Origin of the sequence: Glycomyces mayteni, assembly GCF_042428885.1 — a bacterium.
Lineage (GTDB): Bacteria > Actinomycetota > Actinomycetes > Mycobacteriales > Micromonosporaceae > Glycomyces > Glycomyces mayteni.
Map to the genome: position 1 here is coordinate 91748 of NZ_JBHMBP010000002.1, position 16243 is coordinate 107990.

At 71.8% G+C, this 16243-nt stretch carries 16 protein-coding genes; 11 read left to right on the plus strand and 5 right to left on the minus strand.

All coding sequences use genetic code 11. The annotated features are described in order from the left end of the window. Window positions 1–94 precede the first annotated feature (94 nt). Together ACFFXY_RS07020 and ACFFXY_RS07025 are read right to left on the minus strand one after the other, a co-directional pair. Complete coding sequence (locus ACFFXY_RS07020; RefSeq protein WP_382347625.1) at window positions 95–970, minus strand: TIGR01777 family oxidoreductase; 876 nt, start codon at window positions 968–970, stop codon at window positions 95–97. Between the two features lie 10 nt (window positions 971–980). Continuing rightward, window positions 981–1484 (minus strand): RrF2 family transcriptional regulator, encoded by a 504-nt coding sequence (locus tag ACFFXY_RS07025; RefSeq protein WP_382347627.1) that lies wholly within the window; start codon window positions 1482–1484, stop codon window positions 981–983. A 116-nt stretch (window positions 1485–1600) separates the two neighbouring features. On the opposite strand from ACFFXY_RS07025, the gene ACFFXY_RS07030 reads away from it, so the two are divergent. Continuing rightward, on the plus strand, window positions 1601–2083 hold the full coding sequence (locus ACFFXY_RS07030; protein ID WP_382347630.1) for a cupin domain-containing protein: 483 nt from the start codon (window positions 1601–1603) through the stop codon (window positions 2081–2083). Window positions 2084–2138: 55 nt separating this feature from the next. On the opposite strand, the gene ACFFXY_RS07035 is transcribed toward ACFFXY_RS07030, so the two are convergent. Further along, window positions 2139–3047 carry an acyltransferase domain-containing protein gene (locus ACFFXY_RS07035; protein ID WP_382347632.1) on the minus strand — a complete coding sequence of 303 codons (909 nt, stop codon included), beginning with the start codon at window positions 3045–3047 and terminating at the stop codon, window positions 2139–2141. 80 nt (window positions 3048–3127) lie between these two features. Between ACFFXY_RS07035 and ACFFXY_RS07040 the strand changes: the two genes are divergently transcribed. Beyond that, window positions 3128–3493, plus strand: a complete 366-nt coding sequence (locus tag ACFFXY_RS07040; RefSeq protein WP_382347635.1) for a hypothetical protein — start codon at window positions 3128–3130, stop codon at window positions 3491–3493. Further along, window positions 3490–3834, plus strand: a complete 345-nt coding sequence (locus ACFFXY_RS07045) for a DUF3817 domain-containing protein (RefSeq protein WP_359953617.1) — start codon at window positions 3490–3492, stop codon at window positions 3832–3834. Before ACFFXY_RS07040 ends, ACFFXY_RS07045 begins: the two co-directional genes overlap by 4 nt. A gap of 48 nt (window positions 3835–3882) precedes the next feature. Here ACFFXY_RS07045 and ACFFXY_RS07050 read toward each other — a convergent pair whose 3' ends face one another. Both ACFFXY_RS07050 and ACFFXY_RS07055 read right to left on the minus strand, forming a co-directional pair. Next, the gene (locus ACFFXY_RS07050) at window positions 3883–5091 is read right to left on the minus strand and encodes a L,D-transpeptidase (RefSeq protein WP_382347639.1); all 1209 of its coding nucleotides are present in this window, start codon (window positions 5089–5091) and stop codon (window positions 3883–3885) included. Between the two features lie 62 nt (window positions 5092–5153). Then, complete coding sequence (locus ACFFXY_RS07055) at window positions 5154–6155, minus strand: VldE C-terminal domain-containing protein (protein WP_382347642.1); 1002 nt, start codon at window positions 6153–6155, stop codon at window positions 5154–5156. Between the two features lie 252 nt (window positions 6156–6407). Here ACFFXY_RS07055 and ACFFXY_RS07060 point away from each other — a divergent pair, with 252 nt between their 5' ends. The 8 genes from ACFFXY_RS07060 (at window position 6408) to murC (ending at window position 16191) form a co-directional block, all read left to right on the plus strand. Then, window positions 6408–6908, plus strand: coding sequence for a MarR family winged helix-turn-helix transcriptional regulator (locus ACFFXY_RS07060; RefSeq protein ID WP_382347645.1), 501 nt, complete (start codon window positions 6408–6410; stop codon window positions 6906–6908). 68 nt (window positions 6909–6976) lie between these two features. Beyond that, window positions 6977–8476, plus strand: coding sequence for a UDP-N-acetylmuramoyl-L-alanyl-D-glutamate--2,6-diaminopimelate ligase (locus ACFFXY_RS07065; RefSeq protein ID WP_446685445.1), 1500 nt, complete (start codon window positions 6977–6979; stop codon window positions 8474–8476). A 42-nt stretch (window positions 8477–8518) separates the two neighbouring features. Further along, the gene (locus tag ACFFXY_RS07070) at window positions 8519–9889 is read left to right on the plus strand and encodes a UDP-N-acetylmuramoyl-tripeptide--D-alanyl-D-alanine ligase (RefSeq protein WP_382347651.1); all 1371 of its coding nucleotides are present in this window, start codon (window positions 8519–8521) and stop codon (window positions 9887–9889) included. Then, window positions 9886–11013 (plus strand): phospho-N-acetylmuramoyl-pentapeptide-transferase, encoded by a 1128-nt coding sequence (gene mraY, locus ACFFXY_RS07075; protein WP_382347654.1) that lies wholly within the window; start codon window positions 9886–9888, stop codon window positions 11011–11013. The genes ACFFXY_RS07070 and mraY overlap by 4 nt, the downstream gene beginning before the upstream one ends. 45 nt (window positions 11014–11058) lie before the next feature. Next, window positions 11059–12396: a UDP-N-acetylmuramoyl-L-alanine--D-glutamate ligase gene (gene murD / locus ACFFXY_RS07080; RefSeq protein ID WP_382347658.1), complete on the plus strand. Its 1338-nt coding sequence runs from the start codon at window positions 11059–11061 to the stop codon at window positions 12394–12396. Between the two features lie 17 nt (window positions 12397–12413). Further along, window positions 12414–13670, plus strand: coding sequence for a putative lipid II flippase FtsW (gene ftsW, locus ACFFXY_RS07085; protein WP_417398521.1), 1257 nt, complete (start codon window positions 12414–12416; stop codon window positions 13668–13670). Between the two features lie 2 nt (window positions 13671–13672). Next, the gene (locus ACFFXY_RS07090; RefSeq protein ID WP_382347663.1) at window positions 13673–14785 is read left to right on the plus strand and encodes a UDP-N-acetylglucosamine--N-acetylmuramyl-(pentapeptide) pyrophosphoryl-undecaprenol N-acetylglucosamine transferase; all 1113 of its coding nucleotides are present in this window, start codon (window positions 13673–13675) and stop codon (window positions 14783–14785) included. After that, on the plus strand, window positions 14782–16191 hold the full coding sequence (gene murC, locus ACFFXY_RS07095; RefSeq protein WP_382347665.1) for a UDP-N-acetylmuramate--L-alanine ligase: 1410 nt from the start codon (window positions 14782–14784) through the stop codon (window positions 16189–16191). The genes ACFFXY_RS07090 and murC overlap by 4 nt, the downstream gene beginning before the upstream one ends. The last annotated feature ends 52 nt before the right edge of the window (window positions 16192–16243 follow it).

The following is a 16243-nucleotide window of genomic DNA, read 5'->3' on the forward strand; positions in this document are numbered from 1 at the left end:
CACAGTCCGGCTTGCGCGATGCGGATCGAGCGCGGCTTGACCGCACGGCCCGAAGGAGGGGTCATGGCGCAAGTGTCGCGCGTCGGAGGGCGGGTCAGTGGAGGGCGTACCGCATGGCTTCGAGGATGGTGGGGTCCTGGAACTCGAAGCCGGTTGCTTCGAGGGCGCGGGGTTTGATGTTGGCGCCGCGGAGCATTTCCACGGCGGCTTCGCCTGCGACGATCTTGACGGCCCAGCCGGGGATGGGCCAGGGGGCGGGGCGGTGGAGGGCGGTGCCGAGGGCTTTGGCGAAGTCCTTGTTGCGCACGGCGTTGGGGGAGACCATGTTGACCGGGCCCGCGGTGTCGCCCTCGATGACGCGGACGGCGGCGGCGGTCCAGTCGCGCAGGGAGATCCAGGACATGTACTGGCGGCCGCTGCCGAACCGGCCGCCCAGCATGAACTTCCACGCGGGGGCGAGGCGCGCGAGGAGGACGCTGCCGGGGCCGAGGACGTGGCCGGTGCGCAGGTAGGCGACGCGGGCGCCCGCCTCGGCGGCGGGGGCCGCGGCCTGCTCCCAGGCGAGGCAGAGCCTGCCGAGGAAGTCGGCGGCGGCCGGGAAGGTCTCGTCCACTTCGAGGTCGGCGCGGTCGCCGTACCAGCCCATCGCGGAGCCGTTGACCAGGGCCGGGACGCCCGCCTCGGCGACGGCCTTCGCGAGCACCGTCGTCGGGACGACGCGGGAGGTGCGCAGGCGCTGCTTGTAGGCCGCGTTCCAGCGCTGGCCGCCGATGGAGGCGCCGCAGAGGTTGACGACGGCGTCGGCGCCGTCGAGGATCTGCGGGTCGAGGGCCTCGCGGTAGGGGTCCCAGCGGATCTCGTTCTCCTCGTCGGGGCGGCGCCTGACGAGGCGGACGAGGTCGTGGCCTTCGAGGGCCTGCATGAGGGGCCTGCCGAGGTAGCCGCTCGATCCGGCGATGACGATGCGCATGGGCCTAAGCCTAGGTGCTCGGCCGGGCGTACCAGTCCTGGACTTGCGTTCGCAGACCCGGCGCCTGGAGCTCGGCGTTGGCCTGGACGGCGGCGAGGGTCTGGGCGGCGAGGGCGCGGCGCCATTCGAGCTCGGCGGAGCGCATCGCGTTGTCGATGGCGCAGGGGGCGCGGAACACCGACGCGGGCTCGTCGGCCCACACGCCGCGCTGGCGGATCTCGGCGCACTGGAACGCCTCGCCGGGGCCCTCGATCGCGGTGAGCACGTCCATGAGGGTGATGTCCGCCAACGGCTTCGCGAGCCGGAAGCCGCCCTTCTTGCCCGCGGTGGAGGTGAGGATGCCGGCCTTGACGAGCGGCTGGAGCTGCTTGTTGAGGTAGGCCGCGGGCAGGCCGTACCCGGCGGCGAGCCGGGCGGTCGAGACCGGCTCGGCCGCCGCGGGGTCGCCCATGCCCATCCAGTCGAGCAGGAGGCAGCAGTGCGCGGCCCATTCGACGCCTTCGCTGATTCGCATAATCCCGATGGTAGCCGTCCCGGTTCGGGGCATACATGTTCCGGAGCACTGCACTTGCAAACCTTTATCTAGACATGTAATATCTAGATAACAACGACGAACCGAAGGACACCCGCATGAGCACCCTCAAGCCCGTCATCGCCCGCGCCGACTCCGCCGAGCGCCTCGCCCACGCGCAGCGGTCGGTCATGACCCTGCTCGCCGACTCCTCCGCGACCGGCGGCGCCCTGTCGGTCACCCGCTCGACCTTCCCCGACGGCGGCGACGGCGCGCCCTCGCACTTCCACACCGCCGCGAGCGAGTCGCTGTTCGTCGTCTCGGGCCGACTCCAGGTCCTCACCGGCGACGAGGTCGTGGTCCTCGAAGCGGGGGACTTCGTCTCGATCCCGCCGGGCCTGCCGCACGCGTTCGGCGCCGCGAAGGGCTCCGACGCCGACGTCCTCGCGGTCTTCACCCCCGCCGCGGACCGGTTCGACTACTACCGCCTGCTCGAACGCGTCGTGGCGGGCGAGGCCGACCCGGCCGAGATCCCCGCGTCGGGGCAGCGGTACGACAACCACTACGTCGCCAGCGACGCGTGGGCCGAGGCCCGCGCGTAGGACAGCACGAAAAACGGCCGCCCCGGGGAATCCCGGGGCGGCCGCCGCCGTCCGTTTAGAGGCCCAGCCTCGACAGGTCCAGGCGCCCGAAGCGGTTGCGCCACTGCACGCCCGCCTCGATCCCGGCCATGACGGACCGCTGGAGCGTGTTGTCGAGGGGGAGCTTCTCGACCGGGGTGTCCTCGCTGCGCCCGAACACGAAGCGCCACAGGTCGGAGCGGTTCCCGGCCGGGTCGCCGTCGCCTTCGAGGGCGAACAGCTCCGCGAAGCCGGGGATGTTCGAGCGCTCGGGCAGCCAGTCGCGCAGCTGCGGGTCGAGCAGCCACGAGTGGCAGCCGAGCGCCAGGTCGCCGGGCCCGGCGTACCGCTCGGGGAAGACCGCGGGCAGGAACTCCAGGGCCCATTCGACGGAGTCGCGCACCGCGTCGAGCGTGAGCGGGCCGCCCTCGCCGCGGATGTGCACGCCCACGTACGGCGCGGGGCCCTCGCCCTCGACGCAGAACTGGAGCCGCCCGAGCTGGTACAGCGAGCCGCGCACGTGCCCGGTGAACCAGTGGGCCACGTCGAGCCCGGCGCGCCCGTAGAGGCGCCGGTTCAGCCGCAGCTTCTCGCCGACGTCGCCGAGGAGGCGCCGCGACAGGTCCTCGTCGACGCCGCGCTCCGCGTGGAACGCGAGCATGTCGGGGACGGCCGCCAGGAGCGGGAACAGGCCCAGGAGCGGATGCGCCGCAGGCGGTTTCGGCCACGACAGCCATTTCACGCCGCCCATGTCGGCCGCGATGCCCTGGTACAGGCGGTCGGCCAGTTCCAGCGCCGGGCCGTCGAGGGCGCCGAGGGCGCGCACCGCGTCGTCGGCGTCGTCCGCGTCGGCGCCGCACCAGTCGAGCAGCAGTTCGCGGACGGCGGCGGCGCCGGGGGCCGGGTAGGCCCGCACGGCGCCCGCCTGGGGGAGCTCCTGAGTCACGGGCCTATGTCACCACGGGCGGCCCCCCGGCGGCAACATCGGGTCGGTCACCATAGTCTGTCGGCATGCAGTCTGGTGCGGTGCGACGTCTGCTGACGCCCCCCTGGATCGTCCTCCACTGCTTCGCCGTGGTCCTGACGGTCGCGTTCGGGCTGCTCGGGTGGTGGCAGCTCGGCCGCGCCCAGGGCGGCAACGCCATCAGCTGGGGCTACGCGCTCGAATGGCCGGTGTTCGCGATCTTCACGCTCGTGGTGTGGATCAGGCAGATGCGCCTGGAGCTGCGCAAGGACCGCCCCGAGGGCGAGTCGCCGCGCCGCCGCCCCGAGCCGCCGCCGATGGCCTCGCCGTTCGAGGACGGCATCATGGAGGCTCGCCGGAATGATCATGAATACCGCCTGAACGCCCGGCAGTCCTCTTCCGATTCCTCCCAGGGGAGCCACGCATGAACGCCGCTCTGAAACGCTTCCGGATCGTCGCCTGGATCGTCGGCACGTTCCTCATCGGCCTGATCTTCGTGGCCATGCCGCTCAAGTACATCGGCCACAACGACGTCCTCGTGACCGTGATCAGCCCGATCCACGGCCTCTGCTACATGGTCTACCTGGTGCTCGGCTTCCACCTGGCGCAGCAGGCGGGCTGGAAGTTCTGGCCGCAGACCGTGGGCCTGCTCCTGGGCGGGACCGTCCCGGTCGCCTCGTTCTTCGTGGAGCGGTGGGCGCACCGGCGCATCCTGGAGGAGCACCCGCAGGCGGCCGACCCGAAGGTCCGCCAGGAAGAGCGGGTCTGAGACGAAGCGAAGGGCCCGGCGGTGTCCCGCCGGGCCCTTCGCCATGCCTCATTCCAGGTACGACCCGGCCTTGAAGGTCTCCCAGTCGAGCGACCACCCGGTGAAGCCGTCGCCCTGGGGCACTTCGATCCCGGTGTTCTTGACGACGACCGGGTCGCCCCAGCGCACGAAGTTGTAGAGCCACTCGCCCATCTCGTCGGAGACGTTGAGGCAGCCGTGGGAGCCGTTCGAGACCCCGAGCCGGGCGGCCGCCCAGGGGGCGCCGTGGATGAACTGCCCCGAGAACGTCAGGCGCATCGCCCACTTGACGTCGGTCTCGTAGTCGTACAGGTCGGAGACGAACGTCGAGGACTCCTCGCGGCTCATGATCGTCATGGTGCCGGAGAACGAGCGCGCGTCGTTCCCGTCGATCGGGGTGTCCGAGCCCAGCGAGATCGGGATGGTCTGCACGATCGAGCCGTCCAGGTACGCCCGCATCTCCTTGGTGTCGTTGTCGGCCTCCAGGAGCCGCGCCTCGGCGTCGGTCGCGAACGACGTCTCCTGGTCGAACTCGCCGTACTTCCCGTCGCCCAGCGCCAGCCCGCCCAGGCCGAGCCGCACGCTCACCTGCGTGTTCGGCTGCCAGTACTCCTTGGGCCGGTACTCCAGGGCGCGCCCGGTGATCCAGTGCCAGGAGCCCTCCTGCTCGGGCTCGGAGGTGACGAACAGGCGCCGCTCGACCGAGGCCCGCAGGTCCTCGGCCACCTCGTAGTCGGTGAAGCGGAACGCGAGGATCGCGCCCTGCCCGACCGTGGAGTCCTGCCCGGGCAGGTAGTTCTCGATGCCGACGCGGTCGCCGGGGGAGGCGATGACGGTGAACGTGGAGGTCGCCTCGGCGACGAGCCCGGCGTCGTCGGCGGCCTTCACGGTCGCGGTGTAGACGCCCTCCCATTCGAGGGGGCTCGCGGGGACCCAGGTGGTCCCGTCGGGGTGCATGGCGCCCTCGACGGCCGTGCCGGCCGCGTCGGTCAGCGCGAACTCCTGGAACTCGCCGCCCTCGACGGTCCAGGCGATCTCGGTGGCGGCGGTGGCGTCGGCGGACCCGTCGGCGGGGGTGATCGCGACTTTGGCGGCGCTCTGCGGCTCCTCGGAGGAGCCGCCGTCCTCCGATATGGTGCCGTTCTCCTTGGAACAGGCCGCGGCCAGCCCCAGGGCGGCGGCCGAACCGGCGGCGACGAGGGCGCCGCGCCGGGTCAGAGAGGATCGTCCGAAGCTCATCGCCCAACGGTACACACGTGCGGCCAGCCCGAGTCCCCAGTGAACCTGTGAGTTCCGCCGGGTCAGGCGCGGATGCTCAGGTGCACGTGGTTGGTGTGGTCGGAGGACGGGTCGCCGTACGCGCCGGAGTAGGACTTCCACCCGTTGCCGGGGAACCAGATCTGGCGGTACCAGATCACGTACTGCACGCCGAGGGCGTCGGAGTTCTCGATGAACCAGGCCGCGAGGTTCTGCCCGTAGTCGTAGTCCCCGCCCGAGGCGTCCCCGCCGAAGCCGCCCGGCTCGGAGGAGAAGTCGCAGGCCCGGCCCTTGGGGTGCTCGCCGGAGCCGGAGGGCCGGTAGCAGGAGACGTACCTGGTGAACCCGGCGATCTGGGCCTGCTCCAGGGCGTGGAGGGTCCGCGGGGTGAGGCACCCGTCCGCGGGGGTCGGGTCGTCCTCGGAGCAGCCGCCCCCGCCGCCCTCGTACGGCTCGGCCGCGGGCGCGTCCGAGGCGGTCGGGCCGTCGGTGGAGGTGCCGCCGGACCCGGCGAGCTCGCGGGCGGCCTCGTCGCGGGCCGCTTCGAGCTCCTCGGTGACGTCGGCCTGCTCGGCGATGTTGTCGTCGAGGGTCTGCTGGAGCGCCTCGATCTCCTGGAGGCGCGCGATCAGCTCGTTGAGCCGCTGGGCCCGGGACTCGCCGAGGAACTGGAGGATCTCCATGGCGGCGATGGCGTCCTGCGGGTCGCCGGAGGCCAGGAGCGCGGCGGTCGACTGGTAGTCGGAGGTCGTGGACGCGACGTACGCGAACTCCTCCAGCTCGACCTGGAGCGCGGCCCGCTCCTCGGTCGAGGACGCCAGCTCCGCTTCGAGGTCGACCTGCTGCTGCTCCAGGTCCGCGAGCTCGTCCTGGGCGTTCAGGTAGTCCTCGATGGCCTGGCTCAGCGCGTCCGAGGCCCCCTCCTCCTGGGCGCTGGACTGGGAGGCGGGGGAGACCAGGAACACCACCGCCGCCACGGCGGCGACGGGGAAGGTGAGCAGGCGCTTGAGCAGCGCGCTGCGTCTGAGAGGGCGTCCGGCGTTCACGGTTCGCGGTCCTCCGGTGGCTCGGAGCCGACCTCTGGGGTCGATTGGTCGGGCCCAACTCTAGAACGGGAGGATTCCTCGGAGGAAACCGGGCCAGTGGACATAGCCCCAGGTGGCCGCCGCGTCACGGGTTCGATGCGCGCTATGGCGTCGCTAACGCGCGACCCGCGCGGGGGAAGGCGGACTGCTAGGATTGTTCGAAATTGAACCAGCCTCGCGGCTGGTCCGCGAGCAGGGGAAAGGAGGAACGGGATGGGCGCGGGCGATTTCGAGAGCCGCTGGCTCCGACCCGACGTGAACGCCGTCTGGACCCGGTTCCTCCAGGTCACGCACCGCCTGGAGCACCAGATCGACCGGCGCCTCCAGGGCAACCACGGCATCACCCACACCCAGTACGAGATCCTCGTGCGCCTCGCCGACGGCGACGAGCACGCCATGCGCATGAGCGACCTCGCCGACACCATCGTCACCGCCAAGAGCGCCGTCACGTACCAGGTGAACAAGCTCTCCGAGATGGGCCTGGTCGAGCGCCACAAGTGCGACAGCGACAACCGCGGCACCTGGGTCAAGCTCACCCCCGCCGGACTGGAGCGCCTGGAGCAGGCCGCGCCCTGCATCCTCTCCCTCGTCCGCGAGCTGTTCCTCGACGACCTCAACTGCGACCAGTCCGCCGAGCTCGACAAGCTCCTGGGGACCTGGTCCGACAACCTCGACGAGCACGACCGCAACCCGGTCCACCGCCCCGACCACTGACGGCCCCGTTCCGGTGCCCCGGCCGGTGTACGGCCTGCCGACCGTCCGTGCCGGTGTAGGGTCAGGCCGTGCCGAGCTTTCCACGTCCCCGTTCGACCGTCCCCTACCGAGTGGACGGACTCGCCGACCTCCTGCCCGAGGCCCGGGACCTGGACCTCGCCCTCACCGGAGTGAGCCTCGCCGCCGGCGCCGTCCGGCCCGGCGACCTCTTCGCGGCCCTCCCCGGCGCCAACCGCCACGGCGCCGAGTTCACCGCGCAGGCCGCCGAGCGCGGCGCCCTCGCCGTCCTCACCGACGCCCGCGGCGCCGAACTCGCCGGCGGCCTCCTCCCCGTGCTCGTCGCCGACGACCCGCGCACCCTCACCGGCGAGGTCGCCGCCCGCGTCTGGGGCCGCCCCTCCGAGCGCCTCAACCTCATCGGCATCACCGGCACCAACGGCAAGACCTCCACCGCCTACCTCGTGGAGGCCGCCCTCGCGCACGCCGGGCGCACCACCGGCATCATCGGCACCGTCGAGACCCGCATCGCCGGGGACCGCGTCGAGTCCGAGCGCACCACCCCCGAGGCCCCCGAGCTCCAGGCGCTCCTGGCGACCGCCCTCGAACGCGGCGTCACCGACGTCGTCATGGAGGTCTCCAGCCACGCCCTCGTCCTCGGCCGCGTCGAAGGCTGCCGCTTCAAGGCCGCCGGGTTCACCATGTTCGGCACCGACCACCTCGACTTCCACTCCGACCTCGACGACTACTTCGCCGCCAAGGCCCGCCTCTTCGACGGCCGCGCCGAGACCGAGGTCCTCAACGCCGACGACGCCCGCGTCGCGACCCTCGCCGACGGCCTCAACCGCACCTTCTCCTTCCGCGACCCCACCGCCGACTACTACGCGCACGACCTCGCCGGGGACGGCTTCACCCAGACGTTCCACCTCAGCGGCCCCTTCGGCAAGGGCGAGGGCCGCGTCAACATGCCCGGCCGCCACAACGTCGCCAACGCCGTGCTCGCCGTCGCGCTCCTCGAAGCCGTCGGCCTCGACACCGACGCCGCGCTCGCGGGCGTCGCCTCCTGCACCGGCGTGCCCGGCCGCATGGAGCTGGTCTCCGGGACCGCGCCCGTGCGCGGCGTCGTGGACTACGCGCACAAGCCCGAGGCGATCACCGCGGTCCTCGAAGCGCTCCGCGAGTCCACCCCAGGGAAGGTCATCGCGATCCTCGGGGCCGGGGGCGACCGCGACCGCTCCAAGCGCCCCCTCATGGGCGCGGCCGCCGCGGCCGCCGCCGACCTGGTCATCGTCACCGACGACAACCCGCGCACCGAGGACCCCGCGCGCATCAGGGACGAGGTGGCCGCCGCCGTCCAGGGCGTGCCCTGCCGTAATATTCCGGGACGGGAACCCGCCGTCCGGGAGGCCGCGGCACTGGCCGCTCCCGGCGACGCCATCGCCCTGCTCGGCAAGGGCCACGAGACGTACACCGAGACCGCCGACGGGCCCGTCGCCAGCGACGACCGCGTCCTCCTGGCCCGCGCCCTCCGCGACGCGGGATGGGTCGCGCCCGCCGCGGACGAAGGCTGAACCAGCTCCACACCAGAACGCACAACAGGAGGAGTCCGCCGCGTGATCCCCATGAGCCTGGCCCAGGTCGCCGCCGTCACCGGCGGCACGCTCAGCGAGACGGCCGACCCGGCGACCCTGGTCACCGGCGACGTCGAGTTCGACTCGCGCAAGGCCGGGCCCGGCGGCCTGTTCCTGGCCATCCCCGGCGCGAAGGCCGACGGCCACGACTTCGCCGTCAAGGCCCACGCGCAAGGCGCCGTCGCCACCATCGCGACCCGCCCGGTCGACACCCCCGCGGTCTACGTGGACGACGCGATCGAGGCGCTCACCCGCCTCGCCAAGCACGTCGCGGCGAACGCGAAGGCCCGGGTCGTCGGCGTCACCGGCTCCAACGGCAAGACCTCCACGAAGGACCTCATCGGCCAGCTCTGCGCCCGCCTCGGCCCCACCGTCGCGACCGAGGCGAACTTCAACAACGAGCTCGGCCACCCGTACACGGTGTGCCGCACCACCCCCGAGACCGAGTACCTGGTCCTCGAACTCGCCGCCCGCGGCCTCGGGCACATCACGCAGTTGTGCGAGATCGCCCCGCCCTCGATCGGCGTGGTCCTCAACGTGGGTATCTCCCACCTCGACGGCTTCGGGTCCATCGAGACCACCGCGAAGGCCAAGTCCGAACTGCCGCAGGCGCTCGGCGCCGACGGCACGCTGTTCGTCAACGCCGATGACCCGCGCGTCGCCGACATGGAGGCCCTCTCGGCCGCCACCTCATGGCGCTTCGGGATCCGCGAGCCCGCCGAGATCCGCGCCGAGGACGTCGACCCCGGCGACGGCCGCCACTCGTTCACCCTCGTCACCCCCGCCGGCTCCGCCCGCGTCCGGTTGCAGCTGTGGGGCGACCACCACGTCTACAACGCCCTGGCCGCCGCCGGGGTCATGTGGAGGCTCGGCGCGAGCCCGGACGAGATCGCCGCGGGGCTCGCCGAGTCCGGGCGGCTCTCCGAGCGCCGCATGGACGTCTTCACCCGCCCCGACGGCACCGTCGTCATCGACGACTCCTACAACGCCAACCCCGCCTCGATGGGCGCGGCCGTCCGCGCCCTCGGACTCCTGCCCACCAAGGGCCGCCGCATCGCGGTCCTCGGACTCATGGCCGACCTCGAAGCGCTCGAAGAGGAGTGCCACCGGCGCCTCGGCGAGCAGGCCCGCGACGCGGGAATCGACGAGGTCATCGCCGTAGGCGAGGGCACACAACCCATCTTGGACGGTGCCGACGGCGTCACCGCCACCCATGTCCCCGATCAAGCCGCGGCCATCGCGCTGCTCGATAACCGGCTGCGCCCCGGCGACGCCGTCCTGGTGAAAGGCTCCCGATACCGGACCTGGGACGTCGCCGACCACTTGCGCGCCAAGGAGGAAACCGACCAGTGAGAGCAGTCATCGTCGCCGCGTTCGTGGCGTTCGCGCTCACCATGGCGCTGACACCCCTCGCCGCCAAGCTGTTCCGCCGCCTCAAGGCCGGACAGCCCATCCGCTCCGACGGCCCCCAGACCCACCTCGCCAAGGCCGGCACGCCCGCCATGGGCGGCGTCGTCTTCATCTTCACGACCGTGCTCGCCTACGTCGCGGGCCACCTCGTCCTCATGGCCCTGCCCGAGCAGGTCAACGGCGTCACCTTCAACCGCCCGACCGGGTTCACCGCCACCGGCATCGTCCTCATCGGACTGTTCGTCGCGTGCGGCTTCGTCGGCTTCATCGACGACTGGATCAAGATCCGCAAGAAGCACTCCGGCGGCATCTCCGGCCGGATGAAGATCCTCGGCCTCTCCATCGCCGCCGCGGTCTTCGGCCTCGTCGCCGTCTACTACACCGGCTCGATCCACACCGACGAGATCTCCGAGACCGTCGCGACCCCCTACCTCTCCTTCACGCGGGAGGTCGAGTGGCTCAACGTGACCAAGATCGGCATGGTCATCGTCATCATCTTCCTGGTCAACGCCACCGCCAACGGCGTCAACCTCACCGACGGCCTCGACGGCCTCGCCACCGGCGCCTCCATGATGGCCTTCCTGGCGTACATGATCATCGGCTTCTGGGAGTACCGCCACTGGTGCGGCGGCGCGCAGCCCGCCGCGAACCTCTGCTACGACGTCCGCGACCCCCTGGAGATCGCGCTGGTCGCCGGGGCCGCCGCCGGGGCCATGTTCGGCTTCCTGTGGTGGAACACCTCGCCCGCGCAGATCTTCATGGGCGACTCGGGCGCGCTGGGCCTGGGCGGCCTCCTCGCCGGACTCGCCCTGACCTCCAAGACGATCCTGCTGCTGCCGATCATCGGCGCCCTGTTCGTCATCATCACCTGCTCCTCGATCATCCAGTACACCTCGTTCAAGCTCACCGGCCGCCGCGTCTTCCGCATGGCCCCGTTGCAGCACCACTTCGAGCTGGCCGGCTGGTCCGAGGTCAACATCGTGGTCCGCTTCTGGATCATCGCGGGCATCGGCGTCGCCATCGCCCTCGGCTTCTTCTTCGCCGACTTCCTGCGGATAGCGGGGTAGCCGGTGGCGGACACAGCCAGCAGCGTCGTTCAGAAACGCAGCCTCGTGGCCGGCGCCCGCGTCGCGGGCGCCGCCTGCGCCGAGGTCCTCCTCGACCGCGGCGCGGCCGTCACCGTCTACGACAAGGACGACTCCGAGCGCCTCCGCGCGCTCGCCGCCCGCGGCGCGCGCACCGCCACCGGCGAGTTCGACCCGGCCCTGCTCGAAGGCGTCGAGCAGGTCGTCCTGTCGCCCGGCTTCCCGCCGCACCACCCGGTCGCGCTCGCCGCCCGGGACGCAGGGATCGAGGCGTTCTCCGAGCCCGAGCTCGCCTGGCGCCTGCGCGAACCCGGGGCCGCCCGCTGGCTCGCCGTGACCGGCACCAACGGCAAGACCACGACCACGACGATGCTCGCCGCGATGCTCGAAGCCGGGGGGCTGCGCACCGCGGCCCTCGGCAACATCGGCGTGCCGCTCGTCCACGCCGCCAACGGCCCCTACGACGTTATCGCCGTGGAGCTCTCCAGCTACCAGCTCCACTGGTCGACGCGCCTCGCGCCGACCGCCGGGGCCGTGCTCAACCTCGCGCCCGACCACCTCGACTGGCACGGCGGCTTCGACGCCTACGCCGAGGCCAAGTCGGCGGTCTGGCGCGGCGGCGAGGCCGTCGCGAACCTCGACGACCCGGCCGTGGTCGCCCTCTCCAAGCACACCGACGCGCACGTCACCGGGTTCACGCTCAACCAGCCCGAGCCCGGCCAGTTCGGCGTCGCCCTCGGCTTCCTCGTGGACAACACCGGGGACGAGCCGGTCCAGATCTGCTCGGTCGACCACGTGCGCCCCGCCGGGTGGCACAACGTCGCCAACGCCCTCGCCGCCGCCGCGCTCGCGCGGCGGGCCGGGGTCTCGCACGCCGACATCGCCGAGGCGATCCGCACGTACACGCCCGAGCCGCACCGGAACGTCGCGTTCGCCGAGCACGGCGGGATCACCTGGGTGGACGACTCCAAGGCCACCAACCCGCACGCCGCCGCCGCCGCGCTCGCCGCGTACGACTCGGTCGTGTGGGTCGCGGGGGGCCAGCTCAAGGGCGTTGACGTGGACGGGCTCGTCGCCGAGTACGCGCCGAAGCTCCGCGCCGCGGTCCTCATCGGACAGGACCGGGCGCTGATCGCCGACGCGCTCGCGCGACACGCCCCCGGGGTCCCCGTCGCGGTGCTCGACGGCGGCGACGATGCGGTGATGACCGACGTCGCCGCCCGCGCCGCGGGCTTCGCGCAGCCCGGGGACACCGTGCTGCTGGCCCCGGCCGCGGCCTCCTACGACATGTTCCGCTCCTACGCCCACCGCGGCGACGCGTTCGCCGCCGCCGTCCGGGGGCTGATCGGGGGCGACGCCGGGTGAGAAGCGGGTTCACCGAGATGCTCCGCGGCCTCCTCGACCGGCCGCTCGCCTCGTACTACCTGCTGCTCTCCTCCGCGGGCCTGCTGCTCACCATCGGCCTGGTGATGGTCTTCTCCGCCACCATGGTCGAGTCCTACGAGGCCACCGGCAACGCGTTCGCCGTCATCCTCCAGCAGGTCATCTGGGCCGTCGTGGGCCTGGTGTGCTTCTGGGTGGCCCAGCGCCTCCCGGCCCGCACCTACCGGGCCCTCTCGCGCCCGCTCCTGGTCGTCGCGATCCTCCTCGGTCTGTTCCTGGTCGTCATGTCCATGACGCAGGGGAAGAACGACGACTCGGGGATCGCCACCGACAACCTGTGGATCCACATCGGGCCCGTGCAGTTCCAGCCCGCGGAGGTCGCGAAGTTCGCGCTCCTGCTGTGGGCCGCGGACTCGCTGGTGCGCCTGGGCCCGCGCATCGCCTCGTGGCGGGACCTCGCGATCCCCATGTTCCCCATCGCGGGCCTGCTCATGATCATCATCGGCTACGCCGACCTGGGGACGATGCTCATCATCGTCGCGATGTTCATCGGGCTCCTGTGGGCCTCGGGCGTGCCGCTGCGCATCCTCGGGGTCCTGTTCGGGACGGCCCTGGTCGGCTCGGTCCTCCTCATCGCGTTCGAGGGGTACCGCATGGAGCGGATCATCTCGTTCTCGCGCCCCGAGGACTTCGCCGACACCTGGGGCTACCAGGCCATCCAGGGCTACTACGCGATCGCCGACGGCGGCTGGTTCGGCCTGGGCCTGGGCGAGAGCCGCCAGAAGTGGGAGTGGCTGCCCAACGGCCACAACGACTTCATCTTCGCGCTCATCGCCGAGGAGCTCGGCGTGGTCGGCTGCCTGGTGATCCTGGCGCTGTTCGGCGTGCTCGTGTACACGGGCTTCCGGATCGCGCGCCGCTCCGACGACGCGTTCCGGTCCCTCGTGGCCGCGGGCGTGACGATCTGGATCGCGGGCCAGGCGTTCATCAACATCGGCGGCGTGCTCGGCCTCATCCCCATGACCGGCGTGCCGCTGCCGTTCATCTCCGACGGCGGCACCGCGCTCGTCGTCGTGCTCGCGGCGGTCGGGATGCTCGCCGGGTTCGCGCGTGCCGAACCCGACGCGGCGCAGGCGCTGCGGGCGCGCAACCCCTCCCGTCTCGTACGCTTGCTCTGGGCCCCCCTGCCGCCCGCACCCCGCTCCGAATCCGACTCGGAGACCACCAAGAAGAGTCCTACGACCAGAAAGAAATGACGTTGGCACAGCTTCGATCGGTCGTCCTCGCCGGCGGCGGCACCGGCGGCCACATCTACCCGCTCCTGGCCTACGCCGACTGCCTGCGCCGCCACGACCCCCACGTGCGCGTCACCTGCCTCGGCACCGAGAAGGGCCTGGAGAACGACCTCATCCCCAAGGCCGGGTACGACCTCCGCAACGTCCCGGCGCACCAGCTGCCGCGCAAGGTCAACCTCGACCTGCTCCTGACCGCGCCCCGGATGCTCAAGGCCATGAAGGCCACCCGCGACATCCTCGACGAGGTCCAGGCCGACGTCGTCGTGGGCTTCGGCGGGTACGTCGCGGTCCCCGCGTACCTCGCCGCGTGGCGCCGCAAGACCCCGATGGTGATCTTCGAGTTCAACGACCCGCCCGGGGTCGCCAACAAGATGGCGCTGAAGTTCAGCGACAACCTCGCGCTCGGCTTCCCGCACCTCGCGCAGGCCTCGCCGATCCTCGCCGACGGCGAGTTCACCGGCGTCCCGCTGCGCCCGGCCATCAGCCACCTGGACCGCAACGCGCTGCGCGCCCAGGCGTGCCAGTACTTCGGGCTCGACCCGCGGCGCCCCGTGCTGTTCGTGTACGGCGGCTCGCAGGGCGCGGCCTCGATCAACAACGCGGTCTCCGGTGCGGCGCAGATGCTCTCGCACCGCGGCGTCCAGGTCCTCCACATCACCGGCGCCCGCCGCGACGAGCCCGTCCACGTCCCCGAGGGCCTGCCCGTGCCGTACCGGACGCTCCCGTACCTCGACCGCATGGACCTCGGGTACGCCGCCGCGGACATGGTCCTCGCGCGCGGCGGCTCGATGACCGTCGCGGAGGTCTCCGCGCTCGGCATCCCCACGGTGTTCGTCCCCATGCCGTGGGGCAACAAGGAGCAGTACCGCAACGCCGGGCCGGTCGTGGCCGCGGGCGGCGCGATGTTCTGCGACGACGAGAACCTCAGCCCCGGGTGGATCGCCGAGCACCTCATCCCGGTCATCACCGACCGGAACCGCGTCCTCCAGATGTCGCAGGCCGCGGCGGCCTTCGGGTCCCGCACCGGCGACGAGGCGCTCCGCAACTACACGCTGAAGGTGGTCTCGCAGGCATGAGCGATCCCAACGACCTGACCAGCCCGATCGACGAGGGCGTCACCGCCGAGGACCTCGGGCGGGTGCTCTTCATCGGGGTCGGCGGGGTCGGCATGAACGGCCTCACCCGCCTGTACGCGACCCGCGGACTCCCCGTCTCCGGCTCGGAGCTCAAGGACTGGCCCTCGCTGCCCGAGCTGGAGCGCCTGGGCGTCACGATCCACCGCGAGCACACCGCGTCCAACCTCGACGGGGTCGACACGGTGGTGCGCTCCACGGCGCACAACGACGAGCACCTCGAAGTCGCCGAGGCCCGCAGGCGCGGCATCCGCGTCTACCACCGCTCCGAGGCCCTCGCCGCGGCCATGACCGGGCGCCGCTCGATCGTCGTCACCGGCACCCACGGCAAGACCACGACCACCGCGATCATCACGCAGATGCTGGAGCACGCCGGGCTCGCGCCGTCGTACGTCAACGGCGGCGAGAACATCGGCGCGTTCACCGGCGCCCACGGCTCCGGCGACCTGTTCGTGGCCGAGGCGGACGAGTCGGACCGCTCGTTCCTGCGCTACCGGCCCGAGGTCGGGATCGTCACCAACATCGACGTGGACCACCTGAACACCTACGGGGACATGGAGTCCCTGACCGAGGCGTTCGAGCGGTTCTGCCGCAACACCGACAAGGACGGCCTGCTCGTCCTGTGCGCCGACAACCCCGGCACGCTCGGCCTCGCGAAGAAGCTCCGCGCCGAGGGCCGCACCGTCGCCACCTACGGGTTCAGCGACGGCGCGGACGTGCAGCTCGGCGACGTCGAGTCCAGTGTGGATGGTGTGGACTACACGGTGCTCCACGAGCAGCAGGTCCTCGGCCGCTTCCACCTGCCGATGCCCGGCAGGCACATCGCCCTCAACTCGACCGCCGCGGTCGCCGTCGGCCTGTACCTGGGCCTCGAACCGGAGGACATCGCCGCCGGGATCGCCGCGTTCGGCGGCGTCAAGCGCCGCTTCGAGAAGCGCGGGGAGAAGGACGGCTACGCGGTCTTCGACGAGTACGCCTACCACCCGACCGCGATGACCGAGGCCGTGAAGACCCTCAAGGAGGTCGCCGGGGACGGCCGCCTCATCGTGGTCTTCCAGCCGTACCGCGCCTACCGCACCATCGCCATGCGCGAGGAGATCGCCGCCGCGCTCTCCCTCGCCGACCGCGTCGTGGTCATGGAGATCTTCGGCCCCGGCGAGGACATTCCCGAAGGCGAAGGGGGACAGGCGCTCCTCGACGCGATCGCCCTCCACGCCGACGACAAGGTCTTCGTCCCCGAGTGGGACGACGTGCCCGCCGCGGTGCGCGCCCTCGCCTCCGAAGGCGACGTCGTCGTCACCATGGGCGCCCCGCCGGTGTCCCTCATGCCCGACGACCTCCTGCGCTGAGCAGCACGCGAGACTGAACGGGGCGGCGCCGAACGGCGCCGCCCCGTACCAT